The organism is Ruegeria atlantica (genome assembly GCF_013033965.1).
GTDB classification, from domain to species: domain Bacteria; phylum Pseudomonadota; class Alphaproteobacteria; order Rhodobacterales; family Rhodobacteraceae; genus Ruegeria; species Ruegeria atlantica_D.
On record NZ_WQFE01000001.1, the window covers coordinates 529,646 to 546,617 of the forward strand.

Genomic DNA, 16,972 nt, shown 5'->3' on the forward strand with positions numbered 1-16,972 from the left:
CCGCCCCGAACAACACATCGAGGATGATCATGAACGCTCCGAACGACATAGCCCCCGAGATCGCCGAAGTAGACCGGATCGTGGCGCGAGCACGCAAGGCTCAGATCGCATATGAGGCTGCGGGCAGTCAGGCGCACTATGACAAGGCCGCACTGGCAGCGGGCTGGGCGATCATGGAACCCCAACGCAACCGGACCCTTGCGGAGTTGGCGGTTGAAACAACCGGGCTTGGCAATGTGCCCGACAAGATTACCAAAAACCACCGCAAGACCCTGGGTCTATTGCGCGACATTGCCGAGGCAAAGACATATGGCGTCATAAGCGACGATCCCGAAACAGGCATAACGGAAATCGCTCGTGCAATTGGTGTCGTTGGCGCGGTGGTTCCCTCGACCAATCCGGCCGCGACACCGGCCAACAACATCATTAATGCACTTAAAGGTGGCAACGCGATCGTCGTCGCCCCCTCTCCCAAGGGCGTTGCATCCTGTGAGAAACTGCTCAGCTACATTCACGCGGAATTCGACAGGCTGGGGCTGGACCGGGATCTGGTCCAGATGATCCCGGCGCCGGGATCAAAGGCCAAAACCCAACGGCTGATGGAAACCTCGGATCGTGTGATCTGCACCGGCAGCCAGAACAATGTCCACCGCGCCCAGTCCTGTGGCACACCCGCTGTCGCGGTTGGTGCGGGCAATGTCATCGTGATTGTCGATGAAACCGCCGATCTGACAGCGGCGGCGACCAAGATCACAGCGTCCAAGTGTTTTGACAACGCGACCTCATGCTCGTCCGAGAACGCAGTTGTGGTGGTGGATGCTGTCTACGACGACTTTGTCGCTGCAATGGCGACCGAGGGCGGTGCGCTTGTCCCCGCTTCAGATGCTGATGGCATCATTGCCAGGCTGTGGCCGGGCGGGCACCTGAACCGGTCAGTCATTGCGCAGGACTCCGACAAGATGCTTGAGGCGCTGGGGATGGCTGGGAAAGTCCCTGAAGGCACGAAATTTCTGGCAGTAGAAACCGACGGGATCGGCCCCGATCACCCCCTGTCCGGAGAAAAATTGAGCCGGATTCTGGCACTTTACCGGGCCTCGGACTACACCGCTGCCAAAGCCACCGCAATGCGCGTTCTGGCCCATCAGGGCGCCGGACATTCGGTCGGCATTCACACCAGCGACGACACACGCGCGGTTGAGTTGGGCCGCGAGCTACCCACCTGTCGGGTGATCGTCAATCAGGCGCATACCTTTGCCACCGGTGGTAGCTTCAATAATGGCATGCCCTTTTCCCTATCGATGGGATGCGGCAGCTGGGGTGGGAACTCAATCGATACCAACCTGCATTGGCGGCATTTCGTTCAGACCACCAAAATTGTGCGTGAAATACCCCCGCGCGAACCCGCGCTCGAAGATGTATTCGGCGCGTATTGGAGGGAGGCCGGCCAATGATGGAACCGCCAAAGGGAACGGTCCGCGACTGGCTGGACCTAAGGGCCGATCAGGGCGGAACCGGGTTCGTTTTTCCCGATGGCACTCAGGATCTGAGCTGGGCGGAACTGCGCAACTCGGCCCGAAACGTGGCAAGCATGTTGACCCGCCTAGGCGTGCAGAAAGGCGAAAGCGTCGCACTCGTCTATCCCAATTGCCGCGAGGCGCTGATCGCTTTGTTCGGCGTTCTCTACGGTGGGTTTCGGGCAACTATGATCAATCTTGTCGCGGGCGACAGTGCCGTGGCCTACGCCCTCGAACACAGCGGCGCGCGATTTGCCTTCGTGCACCCGGATCAAGCGGAATTGTTCAACCGAACAGCCGATTCTGCCGTAACTACGCCTTTACAGATCGAAGAAGCTGATAACTCGGATACCGAGCTTTATGATCTGGCGCCCGCAGACCATGCCCTGCTTATGTACACCTCGGGCACAACCGGTCGGCCCAAAGGTGTCGTTCATACGCATTCCAGCTTTTTGGCGGGCGGCTGGACCACCGCTGTCGCGCATGAACTGACAGATTCGGATCGCGGTTTCTGCGTCTTGCCGATCTACCATATCAACGGGCTTTGCGTGACGGTGATGGGAACCCTCGTCTCTGGCGGCTCCCTGGCCATGTGCGAACGGTTTTCGACCCGCCGGTTCTGGGACAATCTTGGTAAAACTCAGGCAACATGGTTTTCGGTTGTCCCGACCATCATCTCTCATCTGCTGCAATCTGACACCAACCCGGATGCCCAAACCCGCCAGAGTTTGCGGTTTGGGCGGTCTGCCTCTTCCGCGCTGGCGCCGGATGTACAACGCGCATTTGAAGACCGCTTCGAGGTTCCCATCGTCGAAACCATGGGGCTTACGGAAACTGCTGCGCAGATCCTGTCGAACCCACTCCCACCGGGCGTGCGCAAGATCGGCTCACCAGGCGTCGCGTACGGAAACGACGCCGCGATCCGGGATGTGAACCAGCAACCTGTCTCAAATGGAACAGAAGGTGAGTTGGTCATACGCGGACCGAATGTGATGCTTGAATACCTCAAAGACGCCGATGCGACCGCAGGCACTTTCACAACGGACGGTTGGCTACGCACCGGCGATCTGGCGCGTATGGACGAGGATGGATACGTCTATGTCACCGGCCGCCTGAAAGAACTGATCATCAAAGGCGGCGAAAACATCGCCCCGCGTGAGATTGACGAGGCGCTCTATTCCCATCCCGACGTTGTCGAAGCCGCAGCCTTTGCGCGCCCGTGCCGTAGCTATGGCGAGACAGTCGAGGCCGCGGTCAAAATCCGGGACGGGTCCGAACTGACACCGCTGACCCTTTTAGAGATTTGTAAGACCAAACTGGGGCGGTTCAAATCCCCTGACGAGGTTCACATTCTGCAGGACCTGCCGAAGGGGCCATCGGGCAAGATTCAGCGCAACCGGATTCTCGAAATCGTTGACGACCAATCCTAAGCGCCTGCAGCGCGAAAACTACGGGCGTGTGGCCCGGGTCAGTCCGGTGCAATGAACGGCCTCAGGTTTTGCGCCGTTTCGGCACGGCGTCTCCACCCTTGCCCGACTTTGCCGCTGCAGCCCGCGCACGGTTCTTTTTGCTGCTGGGTTTCCCCTTTGGCGGTGGCGGACCTTTGGTGGGTTTGCCACCGGGCTTTATGCGACCGTCATTGCTTTTACCGGCTGGCGCTTTGGGGGATTTCTTCTTAACACTTGTCGCCGAAAACTTAACGTCCGCTTCGCTTTTCGTGCCGGAAAGTGCCGAGCCCTGTTCTTTTGAGCGGGTCGGTTTGGAACGCTTTTCAGCCGGTTGTCGCGGCTTGCGTTCTTCGAGCTTGGGTTTGCGCTTGCGGGGCGCCGGTTCGTCGTTCCAATCAACGGGCGTCGTGTCCCCTTTGCGTGGACGCGGTTTACCTTTGGGCGCGCGGTTGGACTTTGGACGCTCAAACGCTGGCACGTCAGGTGCGCCATCCAAACGCACCACGTCTTTCGAACCTTCTATTTTCATGTCTGCGCCAACAGCCGCCAGAAAACCCTCAACGCTGGCTTCGCGGATCTCGACGTAGGACACGTCGTCGGCAATCCGGATCGCCCCGATATCGTCTTTGGTCAGATCGCCCGCCTTGCAGATCATTGGCAGTAAATGACGCGGCGACGCATTTTGCTTGCGGCCCTCAGACAGCGAAAACCAAACACTCGGGCCAAAGGCCGCGCGAGGTTTCGGGCGTTCTGCCGACACCGGGGCCAACTCTTCTGGCGCCGAGTGGCGCAATTTGTACTGACGAAGATACGCTGCCGCGATTTGTTCAGCGGTAAATCCTTCAACCAGATGCTGAACCGCCGCCCTTTCGCTTTCGGTAACTTCGACCTGCCAGTCATCCGAGGCGAACATCCGCGCCTGATCACGTTCATTCACCTCGTCAGCCGATGGCGCAACGCCCCACTCGGCCGTCAATTTCGCGAATTTCAGAATACGCTCGGTTTTTTTCCGTGACGACGGCTCGACCACCAACGCGCTGACGCCCTTTCGCCCGGCCCGGCCCGTTCGTCCGGATCTGTGCAAAAGCGTCTCGTGACTGTTGGGCAATTCGGCATGGACCACCAAGTCGAGGTTCGGCAAATCGATCCCTCGCGCCGCGACGTCCGTGGCCACACACACCCGGGCCCGCCCATCACGCATCGATTGCAAGGCGTTGGAACGTTCACTCTGCGTCAACTCACCCGACAAAGCCACAACCGAAAACCCGCGATTGGAAAGCCGCGTGGTCAGTCGTGAGACCATCGCGCGCGTGTTACAGAAAACGATGGCGTTGGGCGCTTCGTAAAACCTCAACACATTGATGATCGCATTGTCGCCATCACGCGGCGCCACCATCATCGCACGGTATTCAATATCCGCATGTTGAGTTTTCTCGCTGACAGTACTGACCCGCTCGGCGTCGCGCTGATAGCGTGTCGCAAGATTTGCAATGGCACGCGGCACAGTGGCTGAGAACAGCAGCGTTTGCCGCTCAGCCGGGGTTTCATCCAGAATGAACTCAAGATCCTCGCGAAATCCAAGGTCCAGCATTTCATCGGCTTCGTCCAGCACCACAGCGCGGATTGCGGTCAGATCAATGGACCCCCGCACGATATGGTCGCGTAACCGCCCTGGCGTTGCAACGACAATATGCGCCCCGCGCGCCAAAGCACGACGTTCATCCCGCATGTCCATACCGCCGACACACGAGGCCAAAAACGCACCAGCGTCAGAGTACAGCCAGCTCAGTTCGCGCTTGACCTGCATCGCCAATTCCCGCGTTGGCGCAACAACCAGAGCCAAAGGCGCGCCAGACACCCCAAAGGTCTCGTCATCGCCTAATATCTGTGGCGCTATCGCTAACCCGAACCCGATCGTTTTTCCTGATCCGGTTTGCGCCGACACCAACATATCGCGTCCTTCCAACCCGGGCTGAGTCACAGCCTGCTGGACTTGTGTCAAAGTATCATAGCCCTTGCGGGCAAGCGCATCTGCGATGGTCTGTTTCACGATGGTGTTCTTTGTGTCAGCCGGGGGATACGGGCCTTGCGGCATTGCAATCCGCGCATCTTCCTAGGTTAAAGATCGCCTCATACCGGGAGTCGCCGGCAATGTATAGCCGTGTCTTTTTTCGCGCCGCCAGAGCAACGTGACTTCATTGATGCCATTGCCAAACTTCCTGGATGCGTTCCGGTCCTTACCGAAACCTCACGATGCCATGATAGTCGCGGAATCTGTTGAGTTTTCCAAGCGGCTGGAACAGCAGAGTTTTTCCGTGACATGTCAACCAATAGTTTCATGACACGGCTTGAATTTAAGGTTTCTGCTAAGAAATCGATCAAACCTGATCAGCGCACACTTTCAACGGCTCATCAAGCTGGGATTAAGTGCAACCTTAATCGTTGTATTGTTGATTTAGTGGTGCCCGGGGGCAGCACCAATCAATCCCACTTCCATATTATTTTTGTTTTTATCAGATAGTTGCAGCTAACATAGCGAATTGCGCAAAATCTTGTGTGTCGTTCAAAACCCAAATTGTGTGTCGCGCCCTAACCAAAGCAAACTGGTTTCACTCCGCATCGTTTTGCACAACCGCTTGCTGCACGGCTTCAGCCTCGTGAACCTCTTCTAGTTGACGCAACTTCTTGGGGATAATGCGCTCCACCCTCAGGCGCTCGAAGCCCGTCAATGTGTCGCGACGTTTCTCAATTTCCCCCAACACACCCAACGCCCAATCGAGCTCAGAAGCCAGTTCATTTTGAGCACGATGCGGCTCTAGTCGATCCTCCAAGGCACTCTTGACCCATCGCCAATTCGGTCGCGGTGCGGCCAACCAAGCTTCCACAAATTCCGCGGGAGATATGGATTTAAAAACTGGTATCAGGGCATAAGGGCTATCGCGTCCCGCCGTATGACAAACCTGCCGATAGAACTCTATGCCATCTTTGGCAAGGACTCCCAGTAGATCTTTGACGATGGCTGGAAAGCTGGCTTCTAGAGCCTCTTCTCTGGCCGAAATAAGTCGGTCCCAAAGTGACTTGAACTGTTCCTGATACGTGGGACGAACCCAATAACCATATCCGCCGTATGCGCGGTCGAAGCTATCCCACCATCGCCAATCAAGCTCTCTGGGTGGAAGCTTACCAGCAGCCAGAAGATCTTCGATGTAATTTAGACACTCATCGCGCGTGGTGTCTAAGCATTGCTCCAAAATGCCTTCATCGGACATCATTAACTTGAGGGCGAACATATGTAACATCTCGCCTGAAGACGTGATCTCTCGATTCTCGAACTGCTTGTTCATGGTGTCTAGCGCAGACTCAAAAACTTCGTCCGGAAGCTCATCGAAGCTCGATACAAGCCGCCAAGGCGGGAGGTTCTTTGCCTCAACAAAATGCGGAGATCGTTCGATTGAGATGATGATCCGGTCTGAATCAAAAACCCCATGCTCAAACACATCCTCTAAGACCTGATCATCAAGAATTTGGTTTTCCAAATCGATCGTCGGATATCTGTCGTCAGCAGCAACTAATGGTGGTTGCTCAACCTCATCCTTGTCTTTAGCGGATTGACGCCTCATTTCGAAGCCCATGCGCTGTCCAGCACGGTTTTTTAGATCGTCTTGAGTAAGTCTCCCGAGTCGGGCCTCAATTCCGCAAGCGACAAACAACCCGACTGTCTCCGCCATGGCGTCGCCGTTCTCAAGTTGTTTTGGTCCTAGAGACTGATGCAGACGGGCTAGATCGAAGATGACGTGACGAAGCACGCGGAGTGACTTGCAATTAGATGCATGGAATATCTCAATGACCTCAGGCTTCATCGCAACAATGAAATCACGAGAAGCACCGTCTACATTCGCGACGAACGCTTCGAATGCTTCCGAGACCCTAGGGACAACCTTTGAAGTATGCCCCACGACCTTTTCTTTCGCCTGCCTATAGTCGGGGTGCTTTGCTTCGAGTCTTTTCTCATCAGCTATTAGAACTACTCGAAATCCCAAATGTTCAACATAGGTCGAACAAACGCCCATGAGTTGTTCCAAACTCATGCCACACCGTTCGAGATCATCAAAAATCAGTGTGCGATCAGGTTCCACATTTCGCCGCATGGTCGCATTCAGCCAATCAGCTGCAGCACCGCCGAGAGAGATGAGACCACCGACGTTCTCAGCAGCATCGCCAGCAGCGCCAATGAAATCGCCAAGTTTATTTAATGTAGGAGCATAAGCGGCATAGACAGCTGCATGTGCCTCACTGGGCGTCTGCAGCCCAAAAAGACTGACATAGTAGCAATCCTCTTTTTCGATGCACTGGCGAACTTGATGCGTCTTTCCAACTCCCCAGTCACCTGTCACAAGCACCGCATATCCGGGTTTTTGGAGTCCCTGATAGTAAGCCAAATACTCTTTGAGATGTTTCGTCATGCAAGGACCCTGTATGCTGAATGAGCTGAGATTAGACGGGCTTGTCCGATTCAGTGAAGGCACCTTTGGCGCTAAATTGGGGTGACCTCAAGTCCGAGTTCTCTATTGCATGCTCAGTGAACTTTGGTAATCCACCGAAATTTCTGAGCAGGCGCAGCACCCCCACCATGTTTCAAAAAGCGAGGGGCTCACGATAAGGCCAATTCTTCTCTTGAGAGCCGCATTCTTGTGCTACTCTTGGACTTCATCTCCGTTGCCTCTTTGGCTCGCCTGTAGGCCTCCTAAGGAGCCCGCTCGGAGGATGTAATGGGCCTAAACTTGTCCATGACAAGCAAGCCCTTGATGCCATAGAGGGCCATCAAAGAGAGAAGCGTTGCAAAAGAGAGGTCGTAACCCTCGTGGTGTTTGTAGCGTTTGCGAAGGACCGAGATGAATGCGACTAGGTCGGTGCGAACTCGGACGGTTCGGAAAGACCCATTTGGTCGTGTCACCTCCTCTCTCAGCTTGCCGTCTTCGTCCATCGCATCCACCATCTCATTTAGCGGAACGAAAGAGAGGATTAGGTCCCGCACTTCATTGGCGGGTTTGGCCTTGCGGTCTCGGCGCTTACCTCTCATCGGGTCTGATTGGCTTCCGTAAAACTCTCGCGCGGTCAGCCATTGCTTGTTTTCCATGGTGTTTCCTTTCTTTGCGTGCACCCACTTCCGGTAACCGGAAGGGGACTATGAATTGGGTTAGGCTGCTGCGTCGATGACGGCGAAGTTGTCATCACCTTCGATTGCGCTGTTGAGCCAATCCAAAAGGATGGCGCGCATACGTTTGTCGGGGACGGTCACGGTGATAGGTCTGCCGTCGCGGACGCGGGTTCGCCAGATGAACTGAACCATCTCACTCAGTGCATATGCGTCAGAGAAGTTCTGCCCGGAGACCCCCAGGAAATTCTGGACCATGGGGTTCGGAGACATCGAGTAGAGATAGATGACGTGACTTGCGTGCTTGTAGTCGTTGGTCCCTCGCGTTTTGTTCGGAAGCCAATGCACACCACCCTTGGTATAGTCCCTGCCGAATAATCGTGAGTGCTTCGCCCACTGGCCCGCATAGCGTCCTTTGCGGTCTTCGAACCATTTGTCGCGAGCGCAAGTGAGGATTATGTCCTCTCGCTTGATGCCCTTCCAACGTCGCTCGATGAGGTTCTTCAACGCTGAGCCGATGGACTTGCACGTCTTCTCGTTTGAGCGCCTCGTTTGCTTGGAGAACGACAGGCTCACATGTTGTGGGATCGATAGCGCTTCGATGGAAACCAGAGAGTGTGCCCTCTTAAGCCATGCGTGGGTCGCCTCGCGCTTCACTTCGAAGTCGGCCTTGGGGTTACCCTTAGCGATCATCTTAAGATAAGCGTGGATGTAGGTCCCCTCGCTGAGGAAGGTCATCACCGTCAAGGACCTCCCCGCCAAAAGGACTTGGTTTGGTGTAGCCACTGCGAAGACGCCTTTATCGTCCACGTGAAGCTGCCCTTGGACAGCTGGTCTGTAGATGTCGGGATGCAGTCGGCTTGAATAAGTAGGTTCTCCTTCGCTATCGAAGGTCTCACGTTGCCACTTTCGCCACTTGTCTGTCGGGATGACTTGCTTGGTCTCGGGACACACCCGCGCATATCCGCCACCTACGATGGCTTCCTCGAATGCTTCGGCGTCGATGGTGTTGATGCAGCTGACCGGGTTAGGGGCCTCGTCGATGATGATGTGGTAGTCGGCCATCAGGTGGGCCAAACGGAGCGTCATGAAGAAGAGCTTGTGAGTGATGGCCACGGACTGGCCCTCTTGGAGCATCTTTTCCAACTGGATGAGCTTTGGTCCTTTGCCTTCTATAGGCGCAGCGATTTCGACGCACTCAGGAGCATCATTCTGGAACCGTTCAATCTCGGTGAGGAGGGGCGTGACTAGGAGGTATTTCAGGTTGGGCTTTAGGGAGGCCAACATCTCTGTGGTTTTCCCCGTGCCGCAGGGTCTGTCGATGATGACGGTGTGTGTCGTTCGCTCAGGGTGAAGCATAGCGTTTCCTTGTGCTTGCTTAGTTCATGGGGCCATGATGGCCAGTGGAGTTGCGAGCCATTTGCCTCACCTCAGGAGTGAGAGGCTTGCAATGTTATGAAATTAAACAACTAATCGGACTCTTGCGGAGGCCTACCGTAAACCTGTTATTTGTTAAGGGGGCACCTTTAGGGGTCACCCAAGAGGGCGACATGAAGGGTTATGATGGAGGTGAAGGACTTCGCCGTGGCTGCATCAGCAGACAGGCATCAGGGGTGAACTGTGAAGGAGCATGTGTTGGCGGCATTGGAGTGTCTGAGACCGCGTTAACGAGTCACCAGCAGGTCGCCTTCACAAACCGCGATCATATCGGGCGATGCCCTTGGGAAGACCCAAGGAGATGGTATTCACCTCAACATTTCCAGTATCGCCAGACCCTAGAGTTGCTGTCTCGTCGTCGCTTAGCCGCCCCATGACGCCATTCCTTACCCAGCAGCCGTAACGGTGGACCGCTCAGGGGAGCCTTGAGTAACCCAAGGGCTTGATGATCTCGTGATGTGTGAGTGACCGAATGCTCCTTGGTTACTGATGCCGAAGGCTCATTGGTCTTCCCACGATGGGTGATGATGTTGCTGTCACATATTGGGATAAATCATTGAGCACCCCTCCGCACGCAGACGCTCAAATCAAAACGATACGGCCACGAAAGACAGCAACCCCTCACACTCTCGCTCAGGTGCCGTGTTAGGCTCCCGTTCGGTTCCGCGCGAGGGCTGGTCCACAAAAGCACACCAACGAGGCATGCCTTCGTGGCCATCACCCCTGATCGACCACGGTTTCTTATCTCTGGTATGTGGGTTGCGGACACACATTCGCCCTTAACTTTATGGTTGCGCGCTATTCGTGCAGGTTCAGTCGCCAAAAGAGCAAACTCCCTCTTGTGTCTAAGTTGTAGGCAGTGAGGGGTGGTCGCCACGAGAATGGCCGACTTCTTATATCTCAATAGGGTGGGTCAATCAGATTTGGGCTGGTGCGTTAAGGTCGCATGGTCCCCTTAGCGGGCACCATTAAGGCCGCAAAAATTGGGAACCTAGAAGCCCGCGCTCGCATCACGACACACGTGCGACACACAGGCCGGGTCCATCGGGGCCAAAGCCCGCTGCGTCACACATCCCTTCAAGCGAGCGGCTTATGTGCCTCTATGATAAATCGAATGGCCATGGAGGGGCTGGGGGGGGGGACGGGCCCACACGTCTATCTATCTGCGGCTGTCGAATTTTTGGGATAAGATTAAACGAGCTACCTCGCAAACACTAAGCTATCGACATCCTGCACAAGCACTGCAAGGCCGCAGGTCTTGCGTTGACAGTATCCACAGCATCTATATCGTGTGCGGAAAGGCATCAGAATGCTCGTCATACCTGTTGCTGAATGCACAATTCAACCATCGCGAGCGTCGCTACATTGGCCCAAATAAATTTCATAGATCTATTCGCAGGCTTAGGCGGGTTCCATCAAGCTCTCAATGCATGTGGTGGTGAATGTGTCTTCGCATCAGAGATCAATCCCGACCTAGCTACTCTCTATCAAAAGAACTATGGCGTAGAAGTTCATGGTGACATTCGCCAAACCGACGCATCTGAGATTCCCGATCACGACATTCTTTGTGCTGGGTTTCCATGTCAGCCATTTTCCAAAGCTGGTGACCAAAAGGGACTTCAATGTCCGCAGTGGGGCGACCTAATAGACTACGTTATCGCTATCCTCCGCGAGAAGAAGCCAAGGTTTTTTATTATCGAGAACGTCCCGAATCTTGTTCGCCATGATGGAGGGAAAACTTGGAAGACCATTTGTGAAAGGCTCCGGCGCCAAGGCTACGACGTTGACTACGCAAAACTGTCACCTCATATGTTCGGGGTTCCCCAAAAGCGTGAACGGGCCTTCATTGTTGGGGATAGGACAGGCCTTAAAGGCTTTGAATGGCCTCGGCCCGACAGAAATGTGCATCTGTCGATTTCTACAGTTTTGGAAGACGATCCACAGGACGCACTTTACCTGAGTGAGAGCCACGTAAATTATTTGTCGACGTGGCAAGAGTTCATTGCCGCTTTTCCCAAAGAGATTGATCTTCCGTCTTTTCCGATTTGGGCAATGGAATTTGGAGCTGACTACCCAACCGCAGGCAAAAGCCCACGTGAGATGGGCTATATGGGTATGGAGGAATACAAAGGAGCGTTCGGCACGCCTTTGAGAGGGTTGAACCCAGAACAAACTGAAGAAGAATTGCCAGGGTATGCCCGCACAAACCTTGCGGAGTTCCCCTCTTGGAAAGTGGATTTCATTGAGAAGAACAGGAATTTCTATTCTCTACACAAGAGTATCATCGACCCTTGGATTGAAAAAATTAAGTCGTTTCCACCCAGTTTTCAGAAGCTGGAATGGAACATAAAGGGTGGCGAACGAGACCTTTGGAAGCATGTCATTCAGTTTCGAGCAAGTGGTATTCGCATCAAGAGAGCGGAGACAGCCCCCTCGCTGATCGCCATGACAACAAGCCAAGTTCCAATCATTGGCTGGGAAAGGCGATACATGACACCGCGAGAATGCAGTCGACTTCAGAGTCTAGACATCCCTTTCCTTCCGAGCACCAAGAACGGTGCTTATAAGGCGTTTGGCAATGCCGTGAACGTTGAAGTCGTGAAACGAATTGCTGCCGCGCTTCTTAAAAGAGATGATACTACGGCTACCACAGTTCAGGCTGTCGCCGCTGAATGACATGACGCAATTGAACTCTGTAAATATTCGACCCGGCGTAAACGTTCTCTCAGTATTGCCGCACCTAAATTACAAGGCTTGGTTCGCGCTGGCCGAATTTGTCGACAACTCAATACAAAGCAGCATTGCCAACCGTAGGGAATTGGAAGCGGCATCGGATGGTAAATTCAGCCTACGAGTCGACATCCAATTCGACGGCGACGCCAATAGGATTGTCGTAACGGACAATGCTGCTGGCATTGCATTGGGCGACTATCAAAGGGCCTTTAGACCCGCTGAAATACCACCTGATGCCACAGGACTATCTGAGTTTGGGATGGGTATGAAAAGCGCAGCTTGCTGGTTCGCGCCTAAATGGAGCGTTCGATCAAGTGCGCTAGGAGAGAACGTAGAGCGCACGGTGTTTTTTGATATCGATCAGATCGTTCACGACAGCATCGAAGAACTCAATGTCGTGTCCTCAGTTTCTGCTGTCGAGAAGCACTACACCGAGATTCGACTAGAGGAAATCCGTCGCTTTCCAAAGGGCCGGACCGTTGGGAAAATTAAAGAGCATCTCGCCAGCATCTACAGGGTCTTTTTGAGATCAGGGCAGCTAGAACTCTTCGTTGATGAAGAACCATTGGTTTATGAAGAACCAAAGATCTTGGTTGCGTCTTCCTATCGAGACCCAGACGGCCCACAGGTCACTTGGAAGCGAGAAATCGATATTGATCTTGGACAAGGCAAGTCAGCAACTGGGTTTGTTGCCATCAGAGAAAAGGCCGACACCAGACTTGCAGGTCTAGCGTTGTTCAGGCGCAACCGATTGGTTTTTGGCAGTGCAGACGAGACCTATCGGCCACCTGATATCTTCAAGCGCCCAAACAGTTTCGAGTCTCAACGGATATTTGGCGAGATTCATTTGAAGGGTTTCAATGTTTCCCATACAAAAGATGGAGTTCAGTGGGGAGAAAATGAGGACGAATTTCTCCGGAAGCTTTATAAAATACTAAACGCTGAAGAACTTCCCATCATTAAGCAAACGCAGAAGTATCGCGCTCTTGAAGATGCGCGAAACGCCAGAAAAGTTGCTCGTAGTGTCGCTCCTGCAATCACCAAACAGTTTGATCGCAAGCCACTTGTAACCACGCAACCTACATTGCGCTTTGACGCTCCTCCCAAAACACCCGAGGTAATAGACGACAACCCACCTGATGTAGGTGAGAACCTTGACACAGTTGCTGAAGGTGAACGCGACGACTTCCAGTTTGAGTTTTTGTTCCGTGGCGCGCCATGGGTTGTCAAACTCGAGTTGTCTTATGCGGACAAAGACAGCGAATGGCTCTCCATTCAAAGCCGACCGTCAATCACAGCTCCGGAGCCCAGAGAGGTTCTTATAAGAGTAGCCATGCTCCACCCCTTCATGGCACAATTCCCGAACCTTGAGTCAGAAGGCTTTACAGCCGTTCTGAACATCGCTGCAACGATGGCACTCTCCGAAGTCATTGCAACTGAATTGGCCAATCATCACCCAGCCGCCATACGCACCTACTCCAACGAGATACTTAAGAACCTAGTGCCAAGGACTAACATTCATGGGTGAGGAAGGATTCATTCATATTCGTGACCGCGATATCGGAAACGGTTGGAACCCTGTCCAGGGACCCGCCCTTACTCGCCTACTCGAGTCGAACACTTCTTTGTCAGAAGACGAGAAGTCGCGGTTGGTTTCTGAGACCGTTTCAATCATGCGGCAGTGCGCTGACCCAAAATCAGCAGGCGACCACAATACCGGACTCATCATTGGCTACGTTCAGAGTGGGAAGACGCTTTCCTTCACCAGTCTCTCTGCCCTTGCACACGACAACGACTACCAAATCGTTCTTCTTCTCGCAGGCACGACTAACAATCTCGTTGAGCAGTCTTTCGACCGCCTGAAGAAAGACCTTGAAGTAGAAAAGAACAGGAACTGGAAGCTTTTCTCCACAAGGGACAAAGGCTTTCAATCGGCTGAGGTGGAAAGGGTCAAGAGCGAACTCGCCAAGTGGAAGAAAGGAAGCCCTAGATCGCGGACGGTGTTGATCGTCTCTATGAAGGAGCATCGCCACCTAAAACACTTGGCCACACTTCTCTCAGGCACTGACCTTTCAAACGTTCCGACACTGATCATCGATGATGAGGGCGATCAGGCAGGAATGAACACGAAGGCGCTTCAGCAGGAGGAAAGCACTACATACTCCCGCATCACCGAACTAAGGCGCATCTTTCCTCACCACAGTTACTTGCTCTACACTGCCACGCCGCAAGCACCACTGCTGATCAGCAAAATTGATACGCTGTCACCTGATTTTGGTGCGGTGCTAACCCCCGGGGCGGCGTATGTCGGGGGCAAGGAGTTCTTTGTAGAAAACTCCGACAATCATATCGAACTCATTCCTCAAACTGATGTTCCCGACAGGGACGAGCCGCCCGCGAGCCCGCCCAAAAGCTTACTAGATGCTCTCAGGTATTTCTTTTTGGGTGTCGCTATCGGGCTTCTCGAGGAAGATGATCAAGACGGCAACAACAGATCGATGATGATCCATCCGGCTGTCCCAAAAGCTGATCACCTGATGTTCAAACGATGGGCGCAGAACACACGGGACGAATGGGCTTTGATATTGGAGAACAACAATCACCCAAGCCACAGTGTTCTGATTTCGGAGTTTCAGTCGGTGTTTGAAGGCATTACCAAGACTTACCCCGTCGACTTCGGTTTTGATGAAATTGAACCACTTCTTTTCGACGCTGTTTCGGAAACCGTTATTGCCGAGCTCAACACTCGGGAGAAAAATAAGATTCCTACCATCGATTGGAAGGGTGACTACAGCTGGATTTTAGTTGGCGGAATTGGCCTTGATCGAGGTTTCACAGTCGAGGGTTTGACCGTCTCCTATATGCCTAGGTCTATCGGAATTGGTAATGCAGACAATATTCAACAGAGAGCTCGGTTCTTTGGCTACAAAAAAGCCTATTTGGGCCTCTGCCGGATTTACCTTACCGCCGAAAACATCGAAGCGTTTGAAGACTTCGTAACGCACGAAGAGTCTCTTCGCCAGTCGATAGCACATCATATTGAGAAAGGCGGAGACCTAAAGGACTGGAGACGAACTTGGTATCTGAGTGAGCGCCTACAACCAACACGTCGATCAGTCGTTCTACTGGACATGTTCCAATCGAAAGGACGCAAGGGTTGGATTTACCCTGACTTTCCCTATGAAGGCACCGATCTCGTCGCTGATAACAGAGAAGTTGTGAATAGTTTGCTGGATGAGTTCCCGTTGTGGGAGTATAAAGAAGAGGGATGGAATGACCGCCAAACAATCCCTGCTTTCAGCGACCAAATCCGCCTAGATGACATTATCCCTTTCGTTGGCCAAATTCGTTATCAGAACCCCAACGATAGCTTACAACACTCCTCAATTATGATTGGACTGGAGAGGTTAATAAGTGAGTATCCTGATATGAGGTGCCACTTTTACGCATTCTCAGGGCCATGGAGTGGTTCGGATGTCCGTCGAAGCCTGAACGACAAGAATCCACCGAAGATTAGGCAGCTATTTCAGGGTAGTAACGCTCGCACAAAATACCCGGGAGCCTCCAAGATTCATTCCGATGAGGTCGTTTCTTTCCATGTCCATCGCTATCATCTCGAAAACCACGAGAAAACGCGTATCCTCTTGGAAGACCTGCCAGTTTTAGCTGTTCATTTTCCAGAACACCTCGCCGAGCGCGTGTGGTTAGAGCGCACCGATGATGCTTTTTGAGGCATACCAAAGCCTTATTGGGCGCTTTCCCGAGGACTGTATTGGCCTATTCGGCTCGAAAGTCTCGTGGCAACAAGGCCTTTGGTTGGCACTGAACGAAGATGGCTTTCCACACGTCTTATTGGAGTCCTGTGGCAGCGACGGACAGCCAGACCTAGAGCTCAAGTCCGTTGCTGCACGCTTCGACTGTCCATGTGATTTTCGACTTCAAGATGGTAGTGAACTTGTCGGGAAATACACTCTGGTCAGTCTGCGAGACGATGATCCAGACTTAGTCCGAGTCTTCCTTCGCCTGCTCGAAGAGGCCCTTTTGACCAATGGCGACCATGGTTCTGCTGCGCATATCAGGCAGCATATCGTAGCGATCGCTGACATTTTTGCTCGGCAAAGCGATGACGTCCGAGATGTTTTGGGTCTTTGGGGAGAGCTTCATGTCATTCGAAGCTCCAAGGACAAGTTGGCAGCAGTAAAAGCGTGGTCTTCATCGCCACGTGCCCGCTATGACTTCGTGTCAAAAGACTTCGCGCTCGAAGTAAAGACTACCCTTAGAGCGGCGCGACAACACCGATTTTCTCTTGAGCAGCTACGTCCCCAAGAAGACTTAACGATCTTCATTGCCTCTATCGTTTTAGTTGAGCAGCAAGGAGGCGAGACGGCTTCAGAGTTGATGGACAGTATCTACGAAGCCATAGCCGAGCCAGAAATCCGATCTCAGTTCTATCAACATTGCATCCGGAAGGGAGGAGCCGATATCTACGGTTCTGCCCTTAGGCTTTCTACGCTACCCGACGGAAACTCGCTGCAGTTATTCAATGCGGAAACACTGCCGGTCCCGAGCTTTGGTCAAGACGCTCCGATCAAAAATGTCAGGTTCGATATCTTTATGGATAGCTGTCAGAGCATTCCACCAGAAATACACGCAGAGAAGATAAGTTTTGCATAGAAAGCAGGCTT

At 53.3% G+C, this 16,972-nt stretch carries 10 protein-coding genes; 6 read left to right on the forward strand and 4 right to left on the reverse strand.

The features are described 5' to 3' along the window. Positions 1-29 precede the first annotated feature (29 nt). Complete coding sequence (gene sauS / locus GOW16_RS02635) at positions 30-1,451, forward strand: acylating sulfoacetaldehyde dehydrogenase (protein ID WP_170409930.1); 1,422 nt, start codon at positions 30-32, stop codon at positions 1,449-1,451. Continuing rightward, positions 1,448-2,944: a class I adenylate-forming enzyme family protein gene (locus GOW16_RS02640; RefSeq protein WP_170409932.1), complete on the forward strand. Its 1,497-nt coding sequence runs from the start codon at positions 1,448-1,450 to the stop codon at positions 2,942-2,944. The genes sauS and GOW16_RS02640 overlap by 4 nt, the downstream gene beginning before the upstream one ends. 61 nt (positions 2,945-3,005) lie before the next feature. On the opposite strand, the gene GOW16_RS02645 is transcribed toward GOW16_RS02640, so the two are convergent. The 4 genes from GOW16_RS02645 to GOW16_RS02660 form a co-directional block, all read right to left on the reverse strand. Then, on the reverse strand, positions 3,006-5,012 hold the full coding sequence (locus GOW16_RS02645; RefSeq protein ID WP_170409934.1) for a DEAD/DEAH box helicase: 2,007 nt from the start codon (positions 5,010-5,012) through the stop codon (positions 3,006-3,008). A gap of 559 nt (positions 5,013-5,571) precedes the next feature. Next, entirely contained in the window at positions 5,572-7,425 is a 1,854-nt protein-coding gene (locus GOW16_RS02650; protein ID WP_170409936.1) for a hypothetical protein, read from the reverse strand. 281 nt (positions 7,426-7,706) lie between these two features. Then, positions 7,707-8,099, reverse strand: coding sequence for a hypothetical protein (locus GOW16_RS02655; RefSeq protein ID WP_170409938.1), 393 nt, complete (start codon positions 8,097-8,099; stop codon positions 7,707-7,709). 60 nt (positions 8,100-8,159) lie between these two features. Then, complete coding sequence (locus GOW16_RS02660; protein WP_170409940.1) at positions 8,160-9,476, reverse strand: DEAD/DEAH box helicase family protein; 1,317 nt, start codon at positions 9,474-9,476, stop codon at positions 8,160-8,162. A gap of 1,410 nt (positions 9,477-10,886) precedes the next feature. On the opposite strand from GOW16_RS02660, the gene dcm reads away from it, so the two are divergent. The 4 genes from dcm to GOW16_RS02680 are packed head-to-tail and all read left to right on the forward strand — an operon-like array spanning position 10,887 to position 16,961. Continuing rightward, positions 10,887-12,230 (forward strand): DNA cytosine methyltransferase, encoded by a 1,344-nt coding sequence (gene dcm / locus GOW16_RS02665; protein WP_170409942.1) that lies wholly within the window; start codon positions 10,887-10,889, stop codon positions 12,228-12,230. A gap of 1 nt (position 12,231) precedes the next feature. Further along, entirely contained in the window at positions 12,232-13,815 is a 1,584-nt protein-coding gene (locus GOW16_RS02670; protein WP_170409944.1) for an ATP-binding protein, read from the forward strand. Further along, positions 13,808-16,018: a Z1 domain-containing protein gene (locus GOW16_RS02675; RefSeq protein WP_170409946.1), complete on the forward strand. Its 2,211-nt coding sequence runs from the start codon at positions 13,808-13,810 to the stop codon at positions 16,016-16,018. Before GOW16_RS02670 ends, GOW16_RS02675 begins: the two co-directional genes overlap by 8 nt. After that, a complete protein-coding gene (locus tag GOW16_RS02680) occupies positions 16,005-16,961 on the forward strand; it encodes a PD-(D/E)XK motif protein (protein ID WP_170409948.1) in 957 nt (318 codons plus the stop codon). Before GOW16_RS02675 ends, GOW16_RS02680 begins: the two co-directional genes overlap by 14 nt. Positions 16,962-16,972 lie beyond the last annotated feature (11 nt).

What these genes read in the sequence shown, in the direction of transcription:
- GOW16_RS02660 (WP_170409940.1), bottom strand. Translation starts at nt 9,476, where the DNA reads ATGCTTCACCCTGAGCGAACGACACACACCGTCATCATCGACAGACCC.
- GOW16_RS02640 (WP_170409932.1), top strand. Translation starts at nt 1,448, where the DNA reads ATGATGGAACCGCCAAAGGGAACGGTCCGCGACTGGCTGGACCTAAGG.
- GOW16_RS02670 (WP_170409944.1), top strand. Translation starts at nt 12,232, where the DNA reads ATGACGCAATTGAACTCTGTAAATATTCGACCCGGCGTAAACGTTCTC.
- dcm (WP_170409942.1), top strand. Translation starts at nt 10,887, where the DNA reads ATGCACAATTCAACCATCGCGAGCGTCGCTACATTGGCCCAAATAAAT.
- sauS (WP_170409930.1), top strand. Translation starts at nt 30, where the DNA reads ATGAACGCTCCGAACGACATAGCCCCCGAGATCGCCGAAGTAGACCGG.
- GOW16_RS02675 (WP_170409946.1), top strand. Translation starts at nt 13,808, where the DNA reads ATGGGTGAGGAAGGATTCATTCATATTCGTGACCGCGATATCGGAAAC.
- GOW16_RS02650 (WP_170409936.1), bottom strand. Translation starts at nt 7,425, where the DNA reads ATGACGAAACATCTCAAAGAGTATTTGGCTTACTATCAGGGACTCCAA.
- GOW16_RS02655 (WP_170409938.1), bottom strand. Translation starts at nt 8,099, where the DNA reads ATGGAAAACAAGCAATGGCTGACCGCGCGAGAGTTTTACGGAAGCCAA.
- GOW16_RS02680 (WP_170409948.1), top strand. Translation starts at nt 16,005, where the DNA reads ATGATGCTTTTTGAGGCATACCAAAGCCTTATTGGGCGCTTTCCCGAG.